This window comes from Rossellomorea sp. FS2 (genome assembly GCF_047915635.1).
In the GTDB taxonomy this organism is placed as follows: Bacteria; Bacillota; Bacilli; order Bacillales; family Bacillaceae_B; genus Rossellomorea; species Rossellomorea marisflavi_A.
Window position 1 is genome coordinate 52,965 of record NZ_JBLRVS010000004.1, and the last position, 24,270, is coordinate 77,234.

Below are 24,270 nucleotides of genomic sequence, written 5' to 3' on the forward strand. Positions count from 1 at the left end.
TATCACCAATTAGGAGGGATAGGATGAATCGTCTCTTTTCTACCGAGCTTTCCGTTGGGTATGACGATCGACTCATCGTGAAGAATCTGAGCGTAAGCATCCCGGATAAACAGATCACCACCATCATCGGTCCGAACGGCTGTGGAAAGTCGACCTTGCTGAAAGCGATTACCCGGATCATCCCCCATCAGACGGGGAATATCCTTCTTGATGGACAAAACATCCATAAACAGAGTACGAAGGAATTGGCCAAGAAAATGGCCATACTCCCCCAGACCCCTGAAAGCGCAAGCGGATTGACCGTCGGTGAACTTGTATCCTACGGACGATTCCCGCATCAGAAAGGCTTGGGCCGCTTAACGAAGAAGGATCAGGATATGATCCACTGGGCAATGGAGGAGACCGGCACGCTTCCTTTTAAACACAGGGAAGTAGATGCTTTATCAGGTGGGCAACGTCAGCGCGTGTGGATCGCCATGGCCCTCGCCCAGGAAACGGACATCATCTTCCTGGATGAACCGACAACGTATCTCGATATGGCCCACCAGCTCGAGGTCCTTGAGCTCCTGGAAAGGCTCAATCGGGAGCAAGGACGCACGATCGTCATGGTCCTCCACGATCTGAATCAGGCAGCCCGGTTCGCCGATCACATCATCGCCCTGAAGGACGGTGATCTGGTGAGTTCCGGTACAGGGGAGCAGGTCATTACCCGCGAGACCTTGAGGAAGGTGTTCAACATCGACGCCGAAATCGGCCGCGATCCCCGGACCCTCAAACCAATGTGCATCACATACAACTTAATTAAAGGAGAAGAACAACATGAAGAAATGGCTGGCACCTATCATTCTGCTATTCGTGCTACTAGTTAGTGCATGCGGCAATCAAACATCAACGGATCAAAAGGAAGAGAAAAAGAAAGAAGACAAGGGAACCATTACCTATCAATCTGAAAACGGGCCCGTAGAAGTTCCAGCCGACCCTAAACGCGTCGTCGTCCTGTCGTCCTTCGCCGGTAATGTCATGGCCCTCGACGTCCCTCTTGTCGGGGTGGATTCATGGTCCAAAATGAACCCCCGCTGGGATGATTCCCTTAAAGATGTCAAGGAAGTCAGCGATGAAGACCTTGAGAAAATCATCGAGCTGGACCCGGATCTCATCATCGGACTATCCAATATCAAGAATGTCGATAAGCTCAAAAAAATCGCCCCTACCGTTACATATACGTATGGAAAAGTCGATTACCTCACGCAGCATCTTGAGATCGGAAAGCTCCTGAACAAAGAGGATGAAGCAAAAGCCTGGGTGGATGATTTCAAAAAACGGGCAGCTGATGCCGGTGAAGATATCAAAGCGAAAATCGGTGATGATGCCACTGTTTCCGTCATCGAAAGCTTCAATAAACAACTCTATGTATACGGAAACAACTGGGGACGCGGAACCGAGATCCTCTATCAGGAAATGGGACTTAACATGCCTGACAAAGTAAAAGAAGAAGCGCTTGAGCCAGGTTACTTCGCCCTCTCCACGGAAGTACTCCCTGACTTCGCTGGTGACTACCTGATCGTCAGCAGGGATCCGAATGCAGAGAATTCTTTCACCAAGACGGATACGTATCGTTCGATACCTGCTGTGAAGAATAACCGCGTATATGAAGTAAACATGATGGAATTCTACTTCAATGATCCTCTGACGCTGGATTATCAGCTCGAGTTCTTCAAAGAGAAATTCCTAGGAAACCAGTAATCTCCCGAAAGGAATTCTTACTATAAGAATTCCTTTCTCTTATACTACGACAGAAAAGATGATGGCTATGAGTCGAAAACTACCATACATACCTACACTATCCATTCTCATTATCGTATTATGCGGATCATTCCTTGTATCCGTCACCTTTGGTGCGGCTGACACGACCCTTTCCGACGTCTGGGGGGCGCTGACCAATACCGGGAGCGGGGACAAGATCTCGATTCTCCAGGAACTCCGTTTCCCCCGTGAAGTGGCTGCCATCCTCGTCGGAGCCGCTCTCAGCGTTTCCGGTGCCATCATGCAGGGGATGACCCGCAACCCCCTGGCTGACCCGGGACTGCTCGGCCTCACGGCAGGAGCCAATGCAGCCCTGGCTGCCGCCCTTGCCTTCCTGCCTTCCATCGGTCCATTCGGCATCATGCTTGCGTGTTTCATAGGAGCGGCTGTCGGCGCAGGGCTCGTCTTTGGTATCGGAGCGGTGAAAAGGGGCGGGTTCTCGCCATTTCGCATCGTCCTTGCTGGAGCGGCTGTATCTGCTTTTTTATTTGCTGTGTCAGAAGGCATCGGTCTTTACTTCAAACTATCAAAAGACATCTCCATGTGGACCGCAGGTGGACTGATCGGAACGACTTGGAATCAAATCTATATCATCGGTCCATGTATCCTTTTATGCGTGATCTTCTCCATGGGGTTTTCAAGGCAATTGACCATCCTGAGCCTGAATGAGGAGGTCGCAGTCGGATTGGGTCAGCGGACGGTCCTCGTCAAATCGGCCCTCTTCTTATTGACGGTCATCCTGGCAGGGTCTGCTGTCGCCCTAGTAGGGAATATGGCCTTTCTCGGATTGATGGTCCCCCACATCGCTCGGGCACTGACAGGGACCGATTACCGTACCATCATACCGGTCTCGGTCGTCCTGGGAAGCACGTTCATGCTTCTGGCCGATACGATCGGCCGGACCGTGAATGCACCCTACGAGACTCCCGTTGCGGCCATCGTTTCCTTGATGGGCCTTCCTTTCTTCTTATTCATCGTTCGGAAAGGCGGGAAACTATGATCCATCCGAAGCTACTCAAAAAACAGCGGGCGATCTTGATTGCTCTTCTGGTTTTCATCGTGTCTACCGTTTTGATCGGAATCAGCCTGGGGTATTCCTCGGTCTCCATTGACAGGCTGATCCCCACCATCATGGGAAATGGTTCCTTTAAGGATGAATTCATCCTCTTCTCCATCAGGCTTCCGAGGATCGTGATCACCGTGCTTGCCGGTATGGCCCTTGCCCTCTCTGGCTCCATCCTGCAGACGATGACGAAGAATGACCTTGCAGATCCCGGGATCATCGGGATCAACTCCGGTGCCGGAGTCGCCATCACGGTCTTTTTCCTGTTCTTCCCCATCGATGCAGGATCATTCGCCTTTATGCTTCCCCTCGTGGCCTTTGCCGGAGCGATTCTGACTGCGGGTCTCATCTATTTCTTCTCGTCCACACGGGGTAGCGGACTTCAACCCGTCAAGATGATCCTTGTAGGGGTCGGATTCTCCACGGCATTCTCCGGATTGATGATCATCATGATCTCCAGCGCGGAACGGGCAAAAGTCGACTTCATCGCCAACTGGCTTGCCGGTAACATATGGGGAGCTGATTGGCCATTCGTATGGGCGATCCTTCCCTGGCTTGTGGTTTTGATTCCGTTCACTCTCTATAAAGCACGTACACTGAATCTCCTGGCCCTGAGCGACTCTGCTACCATCGGCGTCGGGGTGGCGCTGAAGCGGGAGAGGATCATCCTTCTGTTCACAGCCGTGGCCCTGGCCGCATCGGCCGTCTCCGTGACGGGAGGGATCGCCTTCATCGGTCTGATGGCTCCCCATCTTGCCAAATCCCTTGTGGGACCGCGCCATCAGCTGTACCTTCCGGTAGCCTTGCTGCTCGGGGGATGGCTGCTCCTCGCAGCCGATACGGTCGGCAGAAATGTCCTCGAGCCGGATGGTCTTCCTGCCGGAATCATGGCCGCTTTGATCGGAGCTCCTTATTTCGTTTATCTACTTCTGAAAAAATAGAAGGGCACAAAGCCGGATCTTCCAAGATCCGGCTTTTTTGTGCTCATGAACCTGGACAAATCCCAATATACTGTAGTCAATCATCGAAAGGAGTTGTTCATCATGTTAGCTTCCATTGCCGACAGGTTATCAAGACTTGTCCAGCGATACTTGCCAGATGCTTTCGTCATTGCTGTCCTGCTTACGCTCCTCGTCTTCGGTATCGGGATTTCCCTGAAGCCTGCAGAGCCCCTCAGCCTTGTTAAATCATTCGGGGACGGTTTCTGGGTATATTTGACGTTTACCATGCAAATGGTCCTTTTGCTTTTGACCGGCATGGTCCTTGCATCCGTTCCTTTTGTCAAAAAGGGGCTACAGCAACTGGCCGAATGGGCCGACACCCCGACAAAGGCCTATGTGTATACCTTTTGCCTATCGGGCGCCGCCTATTACATCAACTGGGGGCTTGCCGTGGTGGTCGGTGCCATCCTGGTGAGGGAAATCGGCAGGCGCAATCCAAACGTTCACTTCCCTCTGCTTGTAGCAGCTGCTTATTCCCCCACTGCCCTTTATACAGCAGGCTTATCAAGCTCGATCGGACTTACCGTCGCAACCAACGATCATTTCCTTGTCGATCTCATGGGCGTCATCCCAACTTCTGAAACGATTTTCAGCCCTTCCACCATCATCATATTTCTCGTTCTCTTCGTAACGATGCCCGTCGTCATCTGCCTGATGGCACCAAAGGGGGAGGTGACCCCTTATGAAGAAAAGATCACCCAAAAGAAGGTCAATGTCCAGACCGGCGTGGAAGCGACTCCTGCATCAAGGCTTGAGACGACTCCTATACTCGGGGTCGTGACAGGATTGATCGGTATGATCTATGTGATCCATGAATTCATATTGGGCCGGGACCTTGACCTGAACATCATCAATCTTTTATTTCTTTCCCTCGGCTTGATCTTCCATGGATCCCTGCGTTCATTTGGCGAAGCGTTCAAGGAAGCTGCGGGATCCACCTCCCCCATCATCCTGCAGTTTCCATTTTATGCAGGGATCATCGCTGTTCTGACCAGTTCGGGGTTAGGAGAAAGCATCATTCAGGGGATGACATCGATCGCCAATAAAGAAACCTTCGATATCTTCACGTACTGGACAGCGGGAATCGTCAATCTCCTGGCGCCGTCCGGTGGCGGTCAATGGGCTTTGCAGGGGCCACTCCAAGTACCTGCAGGGATGAATCTGGGAGTGGAGCCTTCCACCATCGCCATGGCCGTCGGATGGGGCGATGCATGGACCAATCTCATCCAGCCTTTCTGGGCCCTCCCGATCCTCAGCATCGTCGGACTGCATATCCGCCACATCATGGGCTACTGTTTCATCCTGGCCGTATGGGTCGGGGTCGTGACCACCGTCCTCATGTTGTTCCTTTATTAATCGAAAAATGGCTGATGGGGATACATCCCCTTCAGCCATTTTTGATTATCCAGCTTTCACCTTCTCTTCCGTTTCATCGACTTTAGCAGGTTTCTTACTCCAATAGGTTGCCAGGATCGGACCTGAAATATTATGCCAGACTGCACCGATCACGCTTGGAAGTGCAGCAAGTGGACCAAAATGGGCGGTGGCAAGTGCCACACCGAGTCCTGAGTTCTGCATGCCGACCTCTATGGAAATCGCCCTTCTATCCCCTTCCTTCAGTTTCATGATGATGGCGGCCACATACCCCAAGGTCAGACCGAGCAGATTATGAAGCATCACGGCAACAAAGATGATTGTTCCGGAAGTACGGATGCTCGGGGCGTTGGCAGAAACGACGGCCGTTACGATCGTCATGATGGCGAGTACCGAGATCAGCGGGATGATATCGAGACTCTTCTCAACCAGTGCAGGCAGAAGCTTTTGGACGATGATACCAAGCGTGATCGGCACAATGATCACCTGGAAGATCGACAGGAACATGGCCACGGGATCCACCGGCATCCACTGTCCAGCCAGTCCAAGCAGGATCAACGGAGTAGCGATAGGGGCAATAAGGGTTGATAGCGACGTCATAGCGACCGACAAGGCAAGGTTCCCACGGGCAAGATAGACCATTACGTTTGAAGCTGTCCCGCCCGGTACCGAGCCTAGAAGGACAAGTCCCGCAGCCAATTGATCTGAGAGGCCGAGAAGGTTGGCAATCAGAAGCGCACCGAGGGGCATGATCAAGAACTGTGCCAGGATCCCGACGATGACCGGAAGCGGCTTCTTCACAACCAACTGAAAATCAACCGGTTTTAGCGTCAGCCCCATCCCGAACATGACCACACCGAGGAGGATCGTAATATACCCGCCAAGGGGAAGGAACGGTGCCGGGATGAAATAGGCCACGACCGCTACAAGGATGACCCAGAAGGCAAAGTACTTACCTGCAGCCTTGCTGATGGTCTCAAGGATCTTCATTGTCCCGCCTCCTTCTGTTTGATCAGCTTGTTGGGATTGAAGATCCCCTTGGGGTCGAGGGCTTCCTTGATCCGCTCCATCACCCGCAGTGAATCACCGTGCTCCATTTCCTGATACTTTTGCTTCCCTACCCCGACGCCGTGCTCACCCGTACAGGTACCCCTGCGCTCGAGGGCATATTCAACGATCTCTTCGTTGAACTGTGCGGCTTTCTCCACTTCCTGAGGATCCTCCATATCGATCATGAGGAGCACATGGTAGTTTCCATCGCCTACATGACCGAGTATGCCACCTGTGAGTCCGAAGGTATCAAGCCTCTGCCTGGCGTCCCTGATGGCCCCGGAAAGCTCGGATATCGGCACGCAGACATCGGTCACCATCATCTTTTTGCCTTTGTTTCCATGAATATAGGCGTATGCAAGATTATGACGGGCATCCCATAATCGATTCCTTGCCCCTTGGTCCGTTTCAAAGTCAATAGACTCACACCCATGATCAGCGACGATTTCCTTTGTGAATTCCACATCCTGTGCGAGACCTGCTTCGTTCCCGTGAAACTCAAGGAAGAGCGTCGGCTTTTCACGATAATCCGTCTCACTGAATAGATTTGCCTGAACCATGGATGTTTCATCGAGAAGCTCGACCCTGGCAATCGGAACACCCGCCTGCAGGATCGATACAACGGCTTCCACTGCATCATCGAGCTCCTGGAATGCGGCTCTTGCCGCCACGATATGCTCTGGTATCCCGTATACTCTCAAGGTCAGTTCCGTTATGCATCCGAGCGTTCCTTCAGACCCTACAAACAAACTGTTGAGATGGTAACCCGAGGAAGATTTCTGTGCAAGGTTCCCGGTATGTATGATACTGCCGTCGGGAGTCACCACCTCCAGATCACGGACCTGGTCACGCATGACCCCATATTTTACTGAAGTTGTCCCGCTGGCATTGGTAGCCGCCATCCCACCAAGGGTTGCATCGGCCCCGGGGTCGACGGAAAAGAACAATCCATGTTTCTTGAGTTCCTTATTGAGCTGGGAGCGTGTCACACCCGGCTGCACGGTAACCAAAAAATCCTTCTCCCTTACTTCCACTATCTCATTCATTCCGGAGAAATCGATCGTGATTCCCCGGTCATACGGAATGACATGTCCTTCCAGACTTGTTCCAAGTCCAAATGGGATCACCGGTACTTCGTGAGCAGCCGCTGTCTTCACGATGGCCCTTACGTCTTCTGCACAAGAGGGGAAGACCACGAAATCAGGATTACTCGGTTCGTGATAGGACTCATCTCTCCCGTGCTGCTCCCTCACTGTTATATTGGTTGATATCTGGTCTTTCCTCAATACATTCTGAAGTTCTTCGTATAATGTTTCTGTACCCATTTCCATATGCTTCTCCTCCTGATGATGGTTATTGTCGAATTATACCTAATAATCAGAATTTTACAATGACCTGAGAGGAACTTTTTTCAAAAACTTCTCACTTAGCGATTATCATACAAAAAAACCGCCCCCAGACTACCTTAGGGGACGGAGCATCCTCAATTATTTTCTTCCTGTTCCATCATCGCTTCATTGACAAAGTCAATGACTTTCGTACCATATTCTGTTTCATTAACAAGGAATCCTTCCGTATGACCTGCTTCCGGGACGATCCACATGTCCTTTTTTCCTCCGGCTGCCTTATAGATTTCCGTTGCCATCTCCGTTGGGACCAGTTCATCTTCAGCTCCGTGAATGATCAGGAGGGGGAGATCATTCTTCTTTACCTGCTCGACAGCAGATGCCTCTTTGAAAGAGTACCCCGCCCGGATCTTGGTGACGATGGAAGTGGCGTCAACAAGGGGGAAGGCTGGCAGATCATAGAGGTATTTCAGCTGATGGGCAAGCTCGTCCTCCAGATTCGTATACGCACTATCGGAAATGATCCCCTTCACTTCCGGCGGCAGATCTTCTCCACTCGTCATCAGGACAGTGGATGCCCCCATGGAGAACCCGTGAAGGAAGATTGCTTCCTCCCCCTTCTCCTTGACGAGGAAATCGATCCATTTCACATAATCGAGCCGGTCTGGCCAGCCATACCCGATATAGTCGCCTTCACTATCCCCGTGTCCCCTCGCATCGGGCTTAAGGATGTTATAGCCTTGGCGATAATAAAACCGTGTCACCTCCGGAAGCTGGTCACTGTTTCCCTTGTATCCGTGGGCAAGAACGACCGTCTTTCCGTTCGGATACTTATTCTTGAGGTACAGGCCTTTCAAGGTCAGACCGTCGTCTGATTGGATGGATACCTGTTCGAATTTTTGCCTGCTCGTCCAACTGCGCAGTTCTTCCAGCCTTTTTTGTTCTTCTTCCAATGCGCTCACAGCTTCCACCGCCTCATCCGTTCCTCCGTAGAGCTGGACAACACCGCTGTTGCGGCTGATGGCAAGATCATATATATAGTTACCCGCAAGCCCCAGGACGATGACAACGAGGGCCAACAATGAACCGATCAACCAAATGATTCGTCTTTTCATCACTCGTTCTCCTTCGATCGTCAGTCATCTCATGGAAGCCTGTCAATGGTAAGTAGGATCACCCGTCAGTTGTGGAAAGGGTATCTTCCGAAGATTTCTGAACTAGATTGTCTCTACCCCTTTTTCCCTTATTCCCTACGCAGTTAAACCCTATTATGTGTTGAAGATGAAGGCACGGGAGAGATGATCATTCCACAAATGGAACATGCCTCCATACCTGTAAGGATTCACTATCACCTGAAAAAAAGCATCCGGTTCACCCGGATGCTTTTTCATCTGTGACGAGCTCTGTATAAACGACCAGGCGCTCGACATAATTATGAATATCGTGGTCAAAATATCCTGTGCATGTAATGATATTAAGACCGATATGATCTCCCGGCCCGAAAATCTTCCGAAGGGGGGCATCATCTTTCAGATAGGCTTGTTTATCCTTCACCTCAAAGACGAGTTCTTCATCATCCTTTCCCTTCAGGATGATCCTGTCCCCCTTCTTGATATTTTTCAGGTCGAAAAAGACCGCAGGCTGCTTTTCGTCATCGACATGCCCTGCCAGGACGGCATTTCCCCGTTCCCCGGGACGTATCCCAGGTGAGAACCAGGCGACATCCTTCCCGTTTTTGGGAAGCTCCATATTCCCTTCCTTATCCAGACCGAATGCTTTCACAGGGGCATCGATATTAAGTGAAGGGATCGTAATCGATTCCGGAGTGATCGATTGTTCATCATCCTGCACGTTGGCTGTTTGAACAGCAGGCTTCACCGCTTGTACCTTTTGGACGGGTTCATCCGCTTCCGGTGCAGTGGAAGGGTCATTGGAGCATGCGGCCAGAAGCAGTGGGATGAACAGGACAACCGCGATCCGCTTCATTAAGAAGAGAATAATTTTTTACGGTTGATGAATAGTAGTGCTCCTCCACCAAGCACTGCAACAGCTGCTACGATCGGAAGCATCGTGTTTTGATCAGCCGCTCCTCCCATACCGGTTTCAGGCATTCCACCTGGCATGAGCGTGTAATCTTTCAATACAAGTACTTCAAGTTTGTCTGCTGTATTGATGGCAAACACACTGTATACGGTATTTTCAGCTAGTTCTGTTCCGGAAAGATCCAATACTTGCTCTCCTTCAGGTGTGCGGATTTCAAGATCATACGTTCCAGGATCCAATTCCTGATAATCCGTGATGGCTTTGAATTCTGCTCCTTCGAACAACGCATCTCCATCCTTCAGTCCAACATCGACTGTTGGTGCATCAGGGGATAAATGGCCGACCCTTACTTTTGTCTTGCCTTCGGTTACGTCCATGGAATCATTGGCTACGACAAGTTCAAGATTCTCAAGGGTATTGGCGGCTGCGACCGTGTAAGCCATACCAGCTTCAACAGTAAGATCTTGTGAAATCACCGGATCTTCCTTTGTTCCAGCTGCAAAGATCTCCACTTTGTGGTCACCTGCAGGAAGCTCCATATAGTCAGTGGCGGCTTTGAATTCTGCTCCCTCAACCACTGCATTACCATCTACATAAACATCGACAGCCGGTGCGTCAGGGGATGCGTGCACGATTCGCACCATGGCATCTCCATCTGCCGCAAAGGCAGCTCCCGATACACCAAACGTCATCAACACTGCGACCAACATTGCAAAAAGCTTTTTCATTCACTCCACTCCTTGTATATGTTTTATGCAAGGTTTGTTCGAACCTTGTACATCTAATGTATAACGGTTACATTTTTCCTGCAACTCTAAACCTGCCGATTGAGCACATTGGATGTGCTGATCCATTCGGAACCCTGAATCCGCCCTTTTCCGGTCCGTTCTTTCCATTTTTCATTGACATTTCTAAAGAGCAGGATATACAATGTTCCTTAAACATTTTAATAGCAGCATGAGTGTTCTCGTATAATATTGGAAATATGGTCCAAAAGTTTCTACCAAACTACCGTAAATGGTTTGACTACGAGGAGACAGGGGCCGTATGCCCTGTCCTTCTCCAACGTCGAACCCTGGGTGAACCCCGGGGCTTTTTGTTTATAAAGGAGAGAAAACGTTGATGAAAAAGACTGATTTGACAAGACGGATACAGGCAGCCGCCGGTACTGCCACGGCTGATATCGTGATAAAGAATGCCCGAATCATAGATGTATTCAACAGGGAGATCGCAGAAGGTGATGTCGCGATCACAGATGGCATCATCGTGGGAATCGGAAACTACCAAGGAAAGGAAACGATTGATGCAGAAGGGAAGTGGCTCTGCCCTTCGTTCATCGATGGTCACGTGCATATCGAATCATCCATGGTACCGCCATCGGAATTTGCAAAAGTGGTCCTCCCCCATGGTGTGACAACGGTCATCACCGACCCGCATGAGATCGGGAATGTCTCAGGAGTCGAAGGCATACAGTTCATGCTCGATGATTCAGAAAACCTTCCCCTTGATGCGTTGACCATGCTGCCATCCTGTGTACCTGCAACACCATTTGAGAATTCGGGAGCGGAACTTGGCGCTGATGACCTTGGCCCACTCTTCGAGCATGATCGCGTCATCGGGCTTGCCGAAGTGATGGATTATCCTTCCCTGCGATCAGCCTCCCCCGGCCTTATAGACAAGATTGCCTTGACCTCTGAGTACAGCCGTCTTGTCGACGGCCATCTGGCCGGTCTTCCCCAGGAAGCCATCAATGTGTACCGTGCAGCAGGCGTATCAACCGACCATGAGTGCAATACAGTGGAAGACGCAAAGGCCAGGCTCCGACGGGGAATGTACCTTCTCATCCGTGAAGGGTCCGTGGCGAAGGATCTGAAAAAATTGCTACCTGTAGTGAATGAGCGGAATGTACGCCGCTGTCTGTTCTGCACGGACGACAAGCATCTTGATGATCTCGTCGAAGAAGGAAGCATCGATCACAATATCCGCCTGGCCATCGGTGAAGGGATGGACCCTCTCATGGCCATTCAAATGGCCACGCTGAATGCAGCGGAATGTTATGGTCTCTACACCAAGGGGGCCATCGCACCTGGATTCGATGCCGATTTCCTCCTTCTTGACGATCTAAATACCTTGCACATCGCTTCTGTCTATAAAGGAGGGCGCCTGGTTGCCCGGGACGGGGAGACCCTTTCCATCAATGGTGCGAATATAACCCCGCCCATGTCATTGGCCGATACCCTCCACTTTCCTGATGTAGCGGCAGAAGACCTTTCAATCCGAATGGATGGCGGCAGCACAGCAAACGTCATTCAGATCATCCCGAATCAGCTTCAAACCATTAAACGGGTCGAGACCGTGGACACAGCCGGAGGTATCTTCTCCGTTTCGATTGAACATGATCAATTGAAGATGGCCGTGGTGGAGAGGCATCACGCAACAGGCAATATCGGGCTCGGCATCGTCAAGGGCTTCGGACTGAAGGCAGGGGCCATTGCTACGACGGTTGCCCATGATTCACATAATCTTGTTGCCGTCGGTACCAATGATTCCGACCTGCTTGCAGCGGTCAGGTCTCTGCGCGACATGAAGGGCGGACTTGTAATGGTGAAGGACGGATCGGTGATTGCATCCCTCTCACTTGAGATTGCGGGATTGATGTCCAGTGCCGGTCATGAAGAAGTACTCAAGGGGCTGGAGGAGCTTAATACGTCCTTGAAGGATATCGGATTCACTGGAGATTTCAATCCTTTCCTCACCCTGTCCTTCCTGACCTTGCCCGTCATCCCGAGCATCAAGCTCACCGACCTCGGCCTATTCGATGTCGATGAGATGAAGCATATCCCGGTCCGTGCAGAAGGTTGAACGTGAGGATGTTCTGAAGCCGTCCGTTCCTTTCCGCTGCAGGCACTTGCTTTCCGCGGGGAGGAAGTCGAGCCTCCTCGGCTGAAGAGCGCCTCCGGGGTCTCGATCATTCCTCCATTTCCGCAGGAGTCAAGCGCCTTCCGCTCCAATCCACTCAGTAATGGCAGGAACATCTGCACGATCCTTCAAGCTTTTCGACCACCAACTTGAAGCCATCCGACACAAAAAATCCGAACGCATTCGATATCTTGGAGACTATCGAATGATCGTTCGGATTTTTTTTGGACAATAGTTGTATGAGATTATTCTTTCGGTTCTTGACTCTCTTCCGTTTCGTCGCTTTCTTTCGCAGCCGCTGCTTCCGCGTGATTCGGCTGGGATGCGACCGGCTGGTTGACTTCGATTTTCTGTGTACGATTGGCGTAGGATTTCAAGAGGTCTCCCACGTCAATCCCCGTCATTTCCTTCAACGGCTCCTGCATGTCAAGCATGGTGCGGGTGATGCTTTTCCCGAAAGACGGGACACCCTGGCCGTTGCCTGAGTCAATGATCTTCACAGAGTCGATATTATTAAGCGGCTGTGCAATCTTCTCGGCGAAGACCGGTAGCATCTCGATGAGTTTCTCGGTGATGATGACATCTCCGTGTTTCTCCATCGCTTCTGCCAATAGCTTACGTGATTCCGCTTCGGCCTTACCGCGCTCCCTGATGACATCTGCTTCTGCGGATCCTTCTTCCCTGCGGATCTTCGCTTTTGCTTCTCCGTCGATTTCAGCTTTGCGTGCTTCGGCTTCCGCTTTACGGGTCGTTTCATAGTACTCGGCATCGGCTTTGGTTTTTCTCACTTTGGATTCTTCGGCCTCGAGTTTTACGGCACGTTCCCTTTCGAGGAATTGAAGAGTCAATTCTTCTTCTTTTACTTCCTTGGCAAGTTTTGCTCTTTCCAGTTCATAGGACTGCTCTGATTTCGCCCGTGCACGTTCTGTTTCTTCCTTGAAGGAGGCATCCTTGATGTCCTTTTCCTTCTTGGATTCTGCAATCGTGATCTGGCGTTTGTATTCTTCCTCTTTTGCCTCTTGATCCGTCTGGGCACGGTGAATCCGTGTTTCACGTTCCGTGTTGGCCTCGGCGATTTCAGCCAGCTTGCGCACTTCGGCAATCCTTGGACGACCCAGATTTTTTAAGTATCCATTTTCCTCATCCGCATCGCGGATGTCTGTCAACCCGAGAGATGTGATTTTGAAGCCCATGAGATCAAGCTGTTGCTGTGCGATTTCCTGCACATCGGCATTGAATTTCTCACGGTTGCTGTTAATGTCTTCAACCGTCATTTTTGATAGGATGGCACGCAGATTGCTTCCCAATACTTCAATGATCTCATCTTCGATTTCCTTTTGATCTTTTCCGAGGAACTGCTCGGCGTAGTTGGCGATCCCGTTCAGTGAATCGGCCACCTTCACCATGGCCACGGCATCTGCCACGATCGGGACGCCTCCGTTCGTATACACACGTGGCGTCGATAGTTTGAGCTGGAATGACGTAAGGTTTACCGGAGTGGACGTCTGGAATCGACGGAGCCTGTATCCTCCACCTCTGATGATTTTCATCGATCGTCCTTCACTATCGGTGAATATATTCGTTTCTTTCTCCGGATCACCCAATCTCGGTCCAGTGATGATAAGTGCCTGATTCGACTTCGCCGTACGATAGCGGAAACGGATCCAGAAATAATAGCCGACCCCTGCGATTGCGGCGATGACCAATAGAGGGATGAGAATGACGAACACCCCTGCCAATGTTAATCCTGCCATGATAAAACCCCTTTCTGTTGATGGTTGATAAATAGATTGGAATATTCCTACACCACTATCTACGGAAGGACCTGCCAAAAAGTTTCAAGATTTGACGAAATGAATTATTTTCCACTATCCATTGTAAAGGATTCACTTGTGATTTCTACTCTCTCTGCCTTTTGATCTCGTACTCTTTTTTTCTTCATGGAAGGAACAATCCCGTCCACCAGACCCCTCTTCAAGGTTGTACTGATGGAATTGACACACAGGATGCTGACGGCGAAGAACAGAAGTGGAATGAGCACGATATGGACCCTGTTGAAGACTTCCTTGATATTGATGGCGATCGTCGCCCCCCACTCATTCGTCTCGGAAAAATAAACGAGGTCCTGGGTCATGACTCCGACGTCCGCTATCTTCAATCCTCCGAGACACATGAGCATGACACCGAGCTGGATGATCAACGCCAGGGCTGCTGCAATCTGTTCTGAGAATAGCACCACGGAATGCCTCATGAACTGCGGGAACAGATGACGTCGCAGCAGATGGAAGCGATTAGCCCCCATGGTTTTTGATGCATCGATAAAGTCATTCTTCAAGAACAACTTCATTTCTTCCCCGAGATAGATTCCAAGAGAAGGAATCGTTACCAGGGCGATGACGGCAATCTGGATGGCAAAGTATTTACTTGATGACAAGACCTCCCCAGAGAAGGCGATTTCTAGGGGAATCAGGAGGATGAAGACGATGATCACGAGTGGAATATACTGAAACGCTTCGGTCACACCCTTCAGGATCCGATTGATCAAGGACGGAAGGAAGGCATATATGCACGCAAAAAGGAAGCCGAAGACCATTCTCAGAAGCGCAATGGCTACAGCAGCCAACAGGGTATACTTCGCTCCTGCCACTAATAGATAAAATAGATTCCTCCCAAGCACGTCCCCTCCGAACGGAGGCATCTCACTGATCGAGTAAGGAGGAGCTGCAATCACCCTGCCCTCATCATTCTGCATATACTTCATCTTTTCATCAAAGTCCGGGTACACATAAGGGAGTAAAAAGCTTGCCAGCACGAGTCCCACCAGGAACAATACAGGCAGTGCGAGTCGTTTCATCATCCATGGCTTCATGCGTGTTCACCCCCAAGCCAACGGTTCAAAATCCATGAACCGAGTTGAAATACAACGAAGAACGGAATGAATATCAGAAGCAGCCCGATAAAAAAGCCTGCAGGTACGGCGATTGCAGCGGTTGAGAGTGTCATCATGAATCCGTTGATGTTGAATAAGATCTCAATAATCAAAAGATTCGATAGCATCAATAGGAAGATCGGCTTCAAATGAAGGAAGAAGTGAATCCATACATTCCTGAAAATATGCCTCCATACCGTATACGACTTCCTGAACCCCTTGGCAAACGAAAATTCGACGTACGGCTTGTTTTCTTCTTCCTTCAGTTGAAAGATGAATTGCTTCACCAGGAAGACGACAGGGAGGAGCGACAGACAGAGAATCGGAAGGAAGTAGATCTTCTCCTCTCCGAATGCGTAAATCTCAAAGACCAGGAGACCCGTCTGCTTGAATAACCAGATGATGAAAAGCTGGAAACCGACGACGATGAATACATCGGGAAGGGCATCAACGGCATTCACAATTTTCATGGTGAAACGATAGCCTCTGCCCGGCAGCATCATGATGGAATAGCTGATGACGATGGCAAACGCCACGGCCACGAAAAACGCGGCAATCAGGATGGAAACTGAATATCCGTATGTTTTCCCGAATACGGTCGTGATGGGATAAACCTTATTGCCCTCTCCCCAAGGCATGGCGATCTGGGAAGGGTGGAGGATCTGATTGAAAATCTCCTTCAATCTTACACCGTAGTCTCCGAAATTGATGACAAGCTCGGTGTCATAGGATAACAGTGCTCCCAGACCGCTCAATAAAAATAAACCGATGATAACTAAAATAAAGTGTAGAGGAGTATATAGTACTCTCTTCATCTCTTCTCCCCTTTTCGTTTCCATATTTATGTAGAATCAAACTAAAAACAATGTTACAATACTGAAATGGAATTGTAAATATTATTCTGAATATACGAATAAGGGTGACACATATGAAATACGTAACGTTGATTTTAGCTGCCACGGCCGCGATGCTCCTTTCAGGCTGCAGGGTTTCATTTACCCCAACAGAGCAAGAAGCGTCCGCAGGGAATGGAATGGCGGCTGCACCGGAAGACACTCAGGTTCCCGAGCGTTCCGAGTTGATTGCGGCCACCATGCAGGTGGATAACCCCAAGGTGATCTTGAGGGCTCAAACCTCTCTTCCGCCGGGAACCGTCCTGAATGTAGAGATGAAGCCGTATGCGAAGGAAGATGCATTCGAGCAGATTGAAGCGGGTCAGGTGGAACCGGATCCCAAACCGGTCCTGACCTCAGAAGCCGTCATCGGTGACAATGGGGAGATGGAGCTTACAGTGCTGAGAAGACCCGATAATGAGAGCAGCTATCGTGTTGATCTCATGCTCATACCGGACAACCAGCCTGAGGAAGTACAAGCGGATGTGGAAGAGGCAATTGCAGAAGAATCGGTTCCCGTCTATTCCAACGGAGAGGAAAGCAGTGGATTGCGATTCTCGGCCATCATTTCGGAAGAGGAAGAATGGTACGGAAATCATTTCACGTCCGATATGCAACCTCCCGCCAACTAAAAAAGAGCCCAAGGGGCTCTTTTTTGATTCGTCTTCAATAATGGCCTTCGGCCCCGTCCTCTTCCGGCATCTGATACTTTGTGAAATAGGCACCGATGAGGAGGAAGGCAACAGACAGACCCCAACTGATCAGACCGATGAAATCAAACAGCAGGGCAAAGATATTCAAGACCCCGACGGATAAAAAACAGATCGGGGTAAGGGCCGATTTGATCCCGGTCATGCCATACGCCTTCCTTTTCCTTATGACGACCCTGATTGTCCAGAAGAAAATCGGGATGAAGAAGATCGCCAGCAGTATGTCGAACATGATAAATGACCTCCTTGCTCCCAGTCTATCACACATGGAAGTGACGGGGGATCATCCATTGAACCATTTCTTTCGGTAAACCTTGAAGGACTCCTCATCCACGTTCCTCTTTTCCATGTTCCCGTCCTTCCATTCCGTCAACGACCCCTCTGTAAGGGTGATGCTGCCCGATTCCGTCCGCTTTGTTAAGAGCGGTGACCGGTTGAAGGGTGATTCCGGATGAACAGACACTGTCTTTTGAACTTCTGCCAGTTCACGCAGATCGGTTACGGGTCTTGTTGTGTCGAATGCATACCCGTTCTGCCACTCGTCGGATTTGTGCGACAGCTTCATTTGGAGGATATAATCACCATGGGGCGTGTGTTCTTTTGCCACCCTGAATCCTCCATTTGCAGACGTTACTACTTCACCTGTGAGGGGGACCGGTTTCAGCGGGATATTCCCCCCGAACCCGCCGTCCACTACCCAACTTTCTCCTCCATGCTCAAGAAGGATCAGGACATGGGTCCGTCCGATATCATGGAAATCCCCTTTCCCCTGATGATAGACGACTCCCCTTACAAGCGTGACACTGAAGTCCGCCTCCTCGAGATAGAGGTATAACAGACCGTTCAAGTCGTAACACAGTCCGCCCTCACCTCGCACCAGGATCTTCTCCTTCAAGGTTTGTTCCGAGAATGGTGTGAGCCGACCTTCTATGATGGCCATATTCTCAAAGGGAACCGCCTTGGCAAATGCCTCTAGAAGGACTGGCATATCTGCAAAAGCGGGTGACCAACTCTCTTCCATACCGATTCTACGATTTACGTATTGCTGTAAATTCTCCATGTTCTTTCCTCCTGCCATAATCGTTCCTATTAGTATGGCAGGATTCCATTCATTTAGCAGTACATATGCTTATCCATACTTTGTCAGGTAGCGGCTGATGGTTACCATCGGCCAGATCCACTGGTAGCTGTGATAATGGATATAGAGATTTCCCGGTAAGCCCGCACCGGTAGGGTAATCATCCTTTTCCTCCAACAGTTCAAGCAGGGTCTGCATGCCTGTATCAATGGCAGGTGTCGGTCCTTCCTCCAATGAGATGAGGGCGTCCAGTGCCCACGCCGTCTGGGAAATGGTTGCTTTATATAGGGGGATATAATGCTTCACTTGGTCGCTGAGACATGATTCTCCCCATCCGCCGTCACGGCGCTGGATTTTTTCAAGCCACTGTTTGGCAAGCGCAAGATGACGGTCATCCCCCGGCACACCGACGGCCCTCATGCCTGTCACGGCCGCCCAGGTCCCATATATATAGCAGACTCCCCATCTCCCGTACCAGGAGCCATCGATCTCCTGTGCTTTCTTCAGCCAACTGATTCCTTTCTTGATTCCCCTGCGGTTCCTCTTCAGTCCCGCATAGTTACCTAGGAACTCAAGCGCCCTTCCTGTAAGATCGGGCGTGGAGGGGTCGATGGCCGCTGCTTCTGCCCCGTTGATGGGAAAGAGCGTGAGGAGCTCATTCGTCTTGTTCGGTTCAAAAGCCGGCCATCCGCCATCGGAATTTTGCATCCCTACCATAAAGTCCACTCCCCGCTGCCAGGAGTCCCGCATGTCAGGCCGGCCGGCTGCTGCTGATGTCAGGGCCCTCAAAGCAGCAGACGTATCATCCACATCAGGGTGCATGGTATTCCCCGCAGTGAATCCCCAGCCCCCCGGGGCTACCGGAGACTCCATTCCCCAATCCCCATATCGGAACTGCTGATGCTTCTGCAAGAATCGTATGGACCGCTCAATGGATTTATCGGCGGCTGACCTTCCTGCAGACTGAAGGGCATAGGACAATAATGCCGTATCCCATATGGAGGAAGGGGAATTCTGCTGATGATAGCCCCTTTCCGTTTTCAGGATCATCGCCTTCAACCCCTCAACGCATTTCTGGATCAACGGATCATCTTGGCGATAACCGACGGACAGGAGAGCATAGATCATGAAGAAGCTTGAGCTGAAGTATTTCATATAGGTCCCATCAGGCTCGATCCTTTCGAGCATATAGTCCCTCGTGAAACGTTCAGCACGCTCCTTGAGGGAAGACGATAGCCCTCCCATGTTCCCAAGAGCCGTGGCAATCTTGTCTAGGAAGTGTCGCTCCCCGTCAGGTATGCGCTCCTCCCCTTCGCGGTACATCGCCTTTAATTCCCCAATGATTCCCTGCGACTCATGTGTGTACCCTCGGCTTTTCAACAGCAGGATCGGAGCCATATGGGCCCTGGCATAGCTTGAGAAGTCCCAGAATCCGACTGGTGAGGATGGAGGAATGAGGACGAACTCAATGGGGACGGGAAGCACTCTTTTCCACTTCACTCCACCGAGTATCGCCAGCATGAAGCGTGTGAGGGAGTGAGCTTTTCCCACACCACCTTCTTCCTGGATGAAACGCTTGGCGCGGGCAATCCGTTCATCACCTTCTTTTATTCCGCTCATTCGCAGTGCGACATACGCTTCGATTGTAGAGGAAAGATTGCCTGTCTCTTCATCCTTGAACAGTTTCCAGGTCCCTTCCCTTGTTTGAAGGAGGAAAAGACGTTCCACCAGTTTATCCACCCACATGTCTTCCCTTTGCCCCAGGCTGCAGAGAAGAATGATCATGAACGCATCGGTCATCGGGCTGTTTTCAAAGCAGAACGTCCAGCTTCCGTCAGGATTTTGACGCTGTTCAAGTTGTTCTGCCATCCGGTCCAACTTGGACCTCATCCGCTTTTCCACAGTGCCAACTCCCTTCACTCGGTCTCATCACATATATATGTCGGGGCAGGGCGGGGTAGAAATAATCAAAAAAGGCCCCCGGCCATCAATCCGGGGACCCTTCATCGGGGGTATACGTTTTAAGAAGATCAGGGTAGTCGAGCATTTCCCTTTTCCCTTTATCCGTAAGCTCATATACGCCTCTTTTGACCCTGTCATACCATCCATAGTAATTCTTCTGGAGGATCAGCGGGGTTTTCTCCCCAGTCCCGAGTTCTTTGAGGGATTTCGGCGAAAGGGGGCCATGGCGATCCAGCAGGATGGCAATGTGAATACAGCTTTCTTTATAAGCTGTCATGATCTTCAGCTTATTGCTTCCCCCCACATTGTAATCGGCGCTCCTTCCTTCGATTTCCCTCACAAGCTGCGCACGCTTTTTCTTTCCATATGTAAGGCTCGCCTTCCGGTCAAACGGTGCCGGATGATGCACGAACTCGATTTTATCCCCCTTGGCATGGGGCGCCACGGTGATCAACCCAAGCTCCAGCCTCCTCACCAGATGACAAGCATCCCTCCACCTTTTGGAACGCGTCCGTTTTGGCCTCGGGACCGCTATGTACACCATATCCGTCAGTCTGAGCCTCTTGGCCGCCTGTACGAGAAGGTCCACTGTAAGGGAAAGCTTCATCTCCACGATGATCAGCTCTTCTCCTTTCATGGCCGTTACATCACAATCCTTGACCTCTCCGTTGACACGGTAACCCAGTGAGTGGAAATGATCGCGTATAGGTGGATACAGATCGGACTCTTTCATATTGATCCTCCTATCAGGCACTGCCTGTTGATTGCAGATTCCTCTATGAATCTAGTGTTAGTGAAAAGTATAGACCATTTTCAGCAAATGAAAAACCTCTTATCACTAAAAACCCCCCGGATCCTGAACGATCCGGAGGGCAGCCAATCATTTTCTTATTTTGTGGATTTCATCCGCGACGAATTGTACGGATGTACCGACGATTACCTGAATGCTATGTTCTCCTACAACATGTATGCCGGGCACACCAGTGCGCCTGATCCTGTTCTGATCCACGACGTCCATATTATCCACTTCGATTCGCAGACGGGTCACACAGTTATCAACGGATGTCACATTTTCGTCTCCACCAAGACCAGCATAGATCTCAGAGGCCATGGCTGAGAACTTATCTTCCTTTGATGTCTCAGGCTGAGCCGTCTCTTGTACGGCCTCTTCCAAGTCATCTTCTCCCCTTCCAGGTGTCTTCAGATTGAACTTCACAATCAAGAAGCGGAATAGGAAGTAGTAAATCAGAGCGAAGACGATTCCCTGCACGAGGAGCATGTAGGGCGCATTGGCGATCGGCAGTCTTGAGCTCAGTAAAAAGTCGATAAGTCCTGCCGAGAAACCGAATCCGGCCGTCCAATGGAAGAACGCTGCTACAGCCAGTGATAAGCCCATAAGCACCGCATGCACAAAGAATAGCGCAGGTGCCGCAAACATGAAGGCAAACTCAAGGGGCTCTGTCACACCAGTGAAGAAAGATGCAAAACCAGCCGCAAGCATGAGGGACCCGATTTGCTTCTTCTTGCCCGGCTTTGCCGTATGGTAGATGGCAAGTGCCGCAGCCGGAAGTCCGAACATCATGATCGGGAAGAATCCGGCCATGTACATGCCCGTAATGCCTTTATCCCCTTTTCCGGACCAGAAGTTCCCGATATCATTGATTCCCGCGACGTCGAACCAGAATACAGCGTTCAACGCGTGATGAAGTCCTGTCGGAATCAGCAGGCGGTTAAAGAACCCATAGAGTCCTGCACCGACATAGCTGAGGGAACTGATGGCCTCCCCGAAGGCGATCAATCCTGAGAATATCAACGGCCACAAGAAAAGCATGATGACGGAAACCACAAGCATGGATACGGCCGTCATAATCGGTACAAGCCGTTTGCCACTGAAGAAGGCGAAGGCATCAGGAAGCTTCACTTCACTGAAGCGGTTGAAGTTCCAAGCCGCTATGATCCCGCAAAGGATCCCGATAAACTGGTTGTTGATCTTTTCAAATGCAATATTGACAGAGCCAACGTCGACACCCTGAAGCATGGCCACGCTATCCGGGGACAAAAGGGTCGTAATGATCAGGAAGGCCACCAGACCGCTGAGTGCCGCCGATCCATCTTTTACTTTTGTCATCCCGAGTGCAATCCCGATGGCAAACAGGAAGCCCATATTGCTAATCAGCGATTCGCCTCCCTTAATCAAGAAGGCAGCAAAGGGATTATTGCCTCCCCAACCGTCAGAATCGATCCCATATCCGATCCCCATGAGAATGGCAGCCGCTGGAAGGACTGCAACCGGCAGCATAAGAGATTTACCGATTCGCTGCAAATAGTTCATCATACACATTTCCCCCTTTTTTCTTTAAGATGCTCAACACATTATAATTTCATAAACCGGGGCAATTCTATAGGAAAATGAACATAATGATAAATTGCCCATGCATCCACCTCTGACGAAGAGACGAACAGGACATAAAATCCTATAGTAGACGATATTCGCAAATTGTGCAATTTAGAAGAAAGGGGAATGGGTGTTTTTTAGGCTCCCATCACAAAAAAAGACCCTCCGGATTCCATCTTCCGAAGAGTCTTTCCATCTCATTAAGGCAGCTGCGTCGTTCCCATCAGGTAGCGGTCACATTCCCTCGCCGCTTCCCTGCCTTCATTGATCGCCCATACGATCAGGCTTTGGCCGCGTCGCATGTCACCGGCGGCAAATACGCCTTCCACGTTGGTCCTGTAGTCGCCATATTCCGCCTTCACGGTTGAATTTTGGTTCGTTTCAAGTTCCATGGCCTTGATGAGATCCTGTTCAGGACCACTGAATCCGATCGCGAGAAGAACAAGGTCAGCAGGCCATGCCTTTTCACTACCTGGGATTTCCTCACGGATTTTGTTGCCTTCTTCATCATAACGAAGCTTCACGTTGACCGTATGGACTTCCTTGATATGCCCGTTCTCGTCACCGACGAATCTTTTCGTCATGACGGCATAAGCCCGGGGGTCGGTACCGAATGTTTCCTCCGCTTCCTTCTGGCCGTATTCGACCCGGTGGATGACAGGATATTGCGGCCAGGGATTGCCCACTTCATCACGCATGGCACCTTTTTTATCGTAAATGTCGAACTGGGTGAGACTCTTGCAGTTGTGCCGAACGGAAGTAGCGAGACAGTCTGTTCCCGTATCCCCGCCTCCGATCACAATGACATTCTTGCCGGCGGCAGAGATATACTCCCCATCACCGTGGTTCGAATCCAACAGGCTCTTCGTATTGGAGTGCAGGAATTCCATGGCATAGTGGACGCCCTTCAGTGCACGCCCTTCCACCTGTACATCGCGATGGACTGCAGCTCCTCCGCACAGGATGACGGCATCGAAGTTTTCACGCAGCTGTTCGACGGTGTAGTCCTTCCCGACTTCTGTATTGGTCACAAAGTCGATCCCTTCTTCCTCAAGGATCTTGACCCTTCGCTCCACAACAGAATAGGGGAGCTTCATTTCAGGGATTCCGTAAGTAAGGAGACCACCCACGCGATCATGCTTCTCAAATACGGTTACAAGATGACCCGCTTTGTTCAGCTGGGCAGCAGACGCAAGCCCGGCAGGACCGGAACCGACGACGGCTACCCGCTTGCCCGTACGGTGCTCCGGCGGCTCAGGGATTACCCACCCTTCCTGGAATCCCTTCTCGATGATGGAACGTTCTACCGTACGGATGGCAACGGGCGGCTCGTTGATGCCTAGCACGCATGCCCCTTCACACGGTGCAGGGCATGCAAATCCCGTGAACTCGGGAAAGTTATTCATTTGGTGCTCTCTCTTCAGTGCTTCCTTCCATTGCCCCTGGTATACCAGATCATTCCATTCAGGGATCAAGTGATACACAGGACAACCCGTAGTGGAGCCATTGATCTCCATTCCCGATTGACAGGTGGGGACGCCGCAGTCCATGCAGCGCGCTCCCTGATTCCTGACTTCCTGTTCCGATAGGGGGAGTGTGTAGTCGTCCCAGTCCTTCGTCCTTTCCCCAGGATGCCTTTCCTTCAATGTTTGTCTACTATATTCCATAAAGCCAGTCGCTTTTCCCATGAGTCCCCCTCCTTTT

21 protein-coding genes and 1 riboswitch are annotated in these 24,270 nt (G+C 50.7%); of the genes, 7 read left to right on the plus strand and 14 right to left on the minus strand.

Annotated features, from left to right (window positions below):
• Nucleotides 1-23: 23 nt before the first annotated feature.
• The 5 genes from ACNA6I_RS10930 (at nt 24) to ACNA6I_RS10950 (ending at nt 5,223) form a co-directional block, all read left to right on the plus strand.
• Nucleotides 24-869: an ABC transporter ATP-binding protein gene (locus ACNA6I_RS10930; RefSeq protein ID WP_048005004.1), complete on the plus strand. Its 846-nt coding sequence runs from the start codon at nt 24-26 to the stop codon at nt 867-869.
• Entirely contained in the window at nt 820-1,743 is a 924-nt protein-coding gene (locus tag ACNA6I_RS10935; protein ID WP_048012531.1) for an iron-hydroxamate ABC transporter substrate-binding protein, read from the plus strand. Before ACNA6I_RS10930 ends, ACNA6I_RS10935 begins: the two co-directional genes overlap by 50 nt.
• Nucleotides 1,744-1,801: 58 nt before the next feature.
• The gene (locus ACNA6I_RS10940; protein WP_187427102.1) at nt 1,802-2,803 is read left to right on the plus strand and encodes a FecCD family ABC transporter permease; all 1,002 of its coding nucleotides are present in this window, start codon (nt 1,802-1,804) and stop codon (nt 2,801-2,803) included.
• Nucleotides 2,800-3,807 (plus strand): FecCD family ABC transporter permease, encoded by a 1,008-nt coding sequence (locus ACNA6I_RS10945; RefSeq protein ID WP_048005007.1) that lies wholly within the window; start codon nt 2,800-2,802, stop codon nt 3,805-3,807. The genes ACNA6I_RS10940 and ACNA6I_RS10945 overlap by 4 nt, the downstream gene beginning before the upstream one ends.
• A 102-nt stretch (nt 3,808-3,909) precedes the next feature.
• A complete protein-coding gene (locus ACNA6I_RS10950) occupies nt 3,910-5,223 on the plus strand; it encodes a short-chain fatty acid transporter (protein WP_048012532.1) in 1,314 nt (437 codons plus the stop codon).
• 45 nt (nt 5,224-5,268) lie between these two features.
• On the opposite strand, the gene ACNA6I_RS10955 is transcribed toward ACNA6I_RS10950, so the two are convergent.
• The 5 genes from ACNA6I_RS10955 to ACNA6I_RS10975 form a co-directional block, all read right to left on the minus strand.
• The gene (locus ACNA6I_RS10955) at nt 5,269-6,231 is read right to left on the minus strand and encodes a bile acid:sodium symporter family protein (RefSeq protein WP_048012533.1); all 963 of its coding nucleotides are present in this window, start codon (nt 6,229-6,231) and stop codon (nt 5,269-5,271) included.
• Nucleotides 6,228-7,622 carry an FAD-binding oxidoreductase gene (locus tag ACNA6I_RS10960; RefSeq protein ID WP_048012534.1) on the minus strand — a complete coding sequence of 465 codons (1,395 nt, stop codon included), beginning with the start codon at nt 7,620-7,622 and terminating at the stop codon, nt 6,228-6,230. Before ACNA6I_RS10960 ends, ACNA6I_RS10955 begins: the two co-directional genes overlap by 4 nt.
• 152 nt (nt 7,623-7,774) lie before the next feature.
• The gene (locus ACNA6I_RS10965; protein WP_197082219.1) at nt 7,775-8,752 is read right to left on the minus strand and encodes an alpha/beta hydrolase; all 978 of its coding nucleotides are present in this window, start codon (nt 8,750-8,752) and stop codon (nt 7,775-7,777) included.
• A 256-nt stretch (nt 8,753-9,008) separates the two neighbouring features.
• Complete coding sequence (locus tag ACNA6I_RS10970) at nt 9,009-9,623, minus strand: class F sortase (protein WP_048012536.1); 615 nt, start codon at nt 9,621-9,623, stop codon at nt 9,009-9,011.
• Nucleotides 9,623-10,408, minus strand: a complete 786-nt coding sequence (locus ACNA6I_RS10975; protein ID WP_048005013.1) for a DUF4397 domain-containing protein — start codon at nt 10,406-10,408, stop codon at nt 9,623-9,625. The genes ACNA6I_RS10970 and ACNA6I_RS10975 overlap by 1 nt, the downstream gene beginning before the upstream one ends.
• A 219-nt stretch (nt 10,409-10,627) precedes the next feature.
• A riboswitch (purine riboswitch) is annotated at nt 10,628-10,729 on the plus strand.
• Nucleotides 10,730-10,802: 73 nt separating this feature from the next.
• Between ACNA6I_RS10975 and ade the strand changes: the two genes are divergently transcribed.
• Complete coding sequence (ade, locus tag ACNA6I_RS10980; protein ID WP_048012588.1) at nt 10,803-12,542, plus strand: adenine deaminase; 1,740 nt, start codon at nt 10,803-10,805, stop codon at nt 12,540-12,542.
• A gap of 302 nt (nt 12,543-12,844) precedes the next feature.
• On the opposite strand, the gene ACNA6I_RS10985 is transcribed toward ade, so the two are convergent.
• From ACNA6I_RS10985 to ACNA6I_RS10995, 3 genes are all read right to left on the minus strand, one after another.
• Nucleotides 12,845-14,353: a flotillin family protein gene (locus ACNA6I_RS10985; protein ID WP_048005014.1), complete on the minus strand. Its 1,509-nt coding sequence runs from the start codon at nt 14,351-14,353 to the stop codon at nt 12,845-12,847.
• Nucleotides 14,354-14,457: 104 nt separating this feature from the next.
• Nucleotides 14,458-15,468, minus strand: coding sequence for an ABC transporter permease subunit (locus ACNA6I_RS10990; RefSeq protein WP_063191315.1), 1,011 nt, complete (start codon nt 15,466-15,468; stop codon nt 14,458-14,460).
• Nucleotides 15,465-16,343, minus strand: a complete 879-nt coding sequence (locus ACNA6I_RS10995) for an ABC transporter permease subunit (RefSeq protein ID WP_048012538.1) — start codon at nt 16,341-16,343, stop codon at nt 15,465-15,467. The genes ACNA6I_RS10990 and ACNA6I_RS10995 overlap by 4 nt, the downstream gene beginning before the upstream one ends.
• Nucleotides 16,344-16,456: 113 nt before the next feature.
• On the opposite strand from ACNA6I_RS10995, the gene ACNA6I_RS11000 reads away from it, so the two are divergent.
• Nucleotides 16,457-17,053: a hypothetical protein gene (locus ACNA6I_RS11000; protein ID WP_048005017.1), complete on the plus strand. Its 597-nt coding sequence runs from the start codon at nt 16,457-16,459 to the stop codon at nt 17,051-17,053.
• Between the two features lie 34 nt (nt 17,054-17,087).
• On the opposite strand, the gene ACNA6I_RS11005 is transcribed toward ACNA6I_RS11000, so the two are convergent.
• The 6 genes from ACNA6I_RS11005 to ACNA6I_RS11030 form a co-directional block, all read right to left on the minus strand.
• Nucleotides 17,088-17,363, minus strand: a complete 276-nt coding sequence (locus tag ACNA6I_RS11005; protein ID WP_048005018.1) for a hypothetical protein — start codon at nt 17,361-17,363, stop codon at nt 17,088-17,090.
• Nucleotides 17,364-17,414: 51 nt separating this feature from the next.
• The gene (locus tag ACNA6I_RS11010) at nt 17,415-18,191 is read right to left on the minus strand and encodes an arylamine N-acetyltransferase family protein (protein WP_416313290.1); all 777 of its coding nucleotides are present in this window, start codon (nt 18,189-18,191) and stop codon (nt 17,415-17,417) included.
• A 69-nt stretch (nt 18,192-18,260) separates the two neighbouring features.
• A complete protein-coding gene (locus ACNA6I_RS11015) occupies nt 18,261-20,078 on the minus strand; it encodes a prenyltransferase/squalene oxidase repeat-containing protein (RefSeq protein WP_416313291.1) in 1,818 nt (605 codons plus the stop codon).
• A gap of 118 nt (nt 20,079-20,196) precedes the next feature.
• The gene (locus tag ACNA6I_RS11020) at nt 20,197-20,904 is read right to left on the minus strand and encodes a DUF2161 domain-containing phosphodiesterase (RefSeq protein WP_048005021.1); all 708 of its coding nucleotides are present in this window, start codon (nt 20,902-20,904) and stop codon (nt 20,197-20,199) included.
• Between the two features lie 147 nt (nt 20,905-21,051).
• Nucleotides 21,052-22,506 carry an N-acetylglucosamine-specific PTS transporter subunit IIBC gene (nagE, locus tag ACNA6I_RS11025; RefSeq protein WP_416313292.1) on the minus strand — a complete coding sequence of 485 codons (1,455 nt, stop codon included), beginning with the start codon at nt 22,504-22,506 and terminating at the stop codon, nt 21,052-21,054.
• A 260-nt stretch (nt 22,507-22,766) separates the two neighbouring features.
• Entirely contained in the window at nt 22,767-24,254 is a 1,488-nt protein-coding gene (locus tag ACNA6I_RS11030) for a glutamate synthase subunit beta (protein ID WP_048005023.1), read from the minus strand.
• Nucleotides 24,255-24,270 lie beyond the last annotated feature (16 nt).

Bases quoted from the DNA above. Each gene is read 5' to 3' on its own strand.
- ACNA6I_RS10930 (WP_048005004.1), top strand. From the start codon at position 24: ATGAATCGTCTCTTTTCTACCGAGCTTTCCGTTGGGTATGACGATCGA.
- ACNA6I_RS10935 (WP_048012531.1), top strand. From the start codon at position 820: ATGAAGAAATGGCTGGCACCTATCATTCTGCTATTCGTGCTACTAGTT.
- ACNA6I_RS10940 (WP_187427102.1), top strand. From the start codon at position 1,802: ATGATGGCTATGAGTCGAAAACTACCATACATACCTACACTATCCATT.
- ACNA6I_RS10945 (WP_048005007.1), top strand. From the start codon at position 2,800: ATGATCCATCCGAAGCTACTCAAAAAACAGCGGGCGATCTTGATTGCT.
- ACNA6I_RS10950 (WP_048012532.1), top strand. From the start codon at position 3,910: ATGTTAGCTTCCATTGCCGACAGGTTATCAAGACTTGTCCAGCGATAC.
- ACNA6I_RS10955 (WP_048012533.1), bottom strand. From the start codon at position 6,231: ATGAAGATCCTTGAGACCATCAGCAAGGCTGCAGGTAAGTACTTTGCC.
- ACNA6I_RS10960 (WP_048012534.1), bottom strand. From the start codon at position 7,622: ATGGAAATGGGTACAGAAACATTATACGAAGAACTTCAGAATGTATTG.
- ACNA6I_RS10965 (WP_197082219.1), bottom strand. From the start codon at position 8,752: ATGAAAAGACGAATCATTTGGTTGATCGGTTCATTGTTGGCCCTCGTT.
- ACNA6I_RS10970 (WP_048012536.1), bottom strand. From the start codon at position 9,623: ATGAAGCGGATCGCGGTTGTCCTGTTCATCCCACTGCTTCTGGCCGCA.
- ACNA6I_RS10975 (WP_048005013.1), bottom strand. From the start codon at position 10,408: ATGAAAAAGCTTTTTGCAATGTTGGTCGCAGTGTTGATGACGTTTGGT.
- ade (WP_048012588.1), top strand. From the start codon at position 10,803: ATGAAAAAGACTGATTTGACAAGACGGATACAGGCAGCCGCCGGTACT.
- ACNA6I_RS10985 (WP_048005014.1), bottom strand. From the start codon at position 14,353: ATGGCAGGATTAACATTGGCAGGGGTGTTCGTCATTCTCATCCCTCTA.
- ACNA6I_RS10990 (WP_063191315.1), bottom strand. From the start codon at position 15,468: ATGAAGCCATGGATGATGAAACGACTCGCACTGCCTGTATTGTTCCTG.
- ACNA6I_RS10995 (WP_048012538.1), bottom strand. From the start codon at position 16,343: ATGAAGAGAGTACTATATACTCCTCTACACTTTATTTTAGTTATCATC.
- ACNA6I_RS11000 (WP_048005017.1), top strand. From the start codon at position 16,457: ATGAAATACGTAACGTTGATTTTAGCTGCCACGGCCGCGATGCTCCTT.
- ACNA6I_RS11005 (WP_048005018.1), bottom strand. From the start codon at position 17,363: ATGTTCGACATACTGCTGGCGATCTTCTTCATCCCGATTTTCTTCTGG.
- ACNA6I_RS11010 (WP_416313290.1), bottom strand. From the start codon at position 18,191: ATGGAGAATTTACAGCAATACGTAAATCGTAGAATCGGTATGGAAGAG.
- ACNA6I_RS11015 (WP_416313291.1), bottom strand. From the start codon at position 20,078: ATGGCAGAACAACTTGAACAGCGTCAAAATCCTGACGGAAGCTGGACG.
- ACNA6I_RS11020 (WP_048005021.1), bottom strand. From the start codon at position 20,904: ATGAAAGAGTCCGATCTGTATCCACCTATACGCGATCATTTCCACTCA.
- nagE (WP_416313292.1), bottom strand. From the start codon at position 22,506: ATGATGAACTATTTGCAGCGAATCGGTAAATCTCTTATGCTGCCGGTT.
- ACNA6I_RS11030 (WP_048005023.1), bottom strand. From the start codon at position 24,254: ATGGGAAAAGCGACTGGCTTTATGGAATATAGTAGACAAACATTGAAG.